1 protein-coding gene is annotated in these 543 nt (G+C 72.2%); it reads right to left on the bottom strand.

The features are described from left to right. Positions 1 to 458, bottom strand: a 458-nt coding sequence (locus tag ACOADB_RS10685; protein ID WP_378598028.1) for a hypothetical protein, incomplete at its 3' end; no start/stop codon positions are given. Positions 459 to 543 lie beyond the last annotated feature (85 nt).

Below are 543 nucleotides of genomic sequence, written 5' to 3'. Positions count from 1 at the left end.
AGGTGGGCGTACTCCGTGCGCACCGCCGCGACATAGGCGTTGTAGCGGTCCGCCGGCGCGGCGAGGATCGCCAGGTCCGCGTCCGAGAGCGCGGCGCCGTTGTCGTCGCCCTCCTCGGGGCGGTGGTTCTCGGTCAGCCGCACCAGCCGGGCCACCTCGGCCACGGTGGCGGCGTCGGTGAAGGCGGGCAGCGCCTCCTCCGCCCAGCTGGCCGACCTCTCCTCGGCATCCCGCTCGCCGTCGTACACGGCATCGTGGAACCACGCCGCCAGCAGGACCGGCGTGCGGTCGTACGGCGTCCCGTGCCCGGTCAGGGTGTCGAGGTGCTCGAGCACCTCGCGCAGGTGCCGGGTGCCGTGGTGCCCGCGATGCGGGTCGGCGTACGCGGCGAGGATCTCGTCACGGAGCGCATCGGCTCCGGACAGGGGCCAGGGCAGGTCGGGATGGTCGTCCTCCATCAGGACATTCAAACCGACCGCCCCGACACCTGTCACTGCCGGGTGCTGGCTAGTTGTGATGTCCGGGGACGTTGGTCAGTCGGGT

The organism is Nocardioides sp. CPCC 206348 (genome assembly GCF_048654705.1).
GTDB lineage: Bacteria > Actinomycetota > Actinomycetes > Propionibacteriales > Nocardioidaceae > Nocardioides.
The sequence above is the reverse complement of the archived record's forward strand: the minus strand, read 5'-3'. Positions and strand labels throughout refer to the sequence as shown.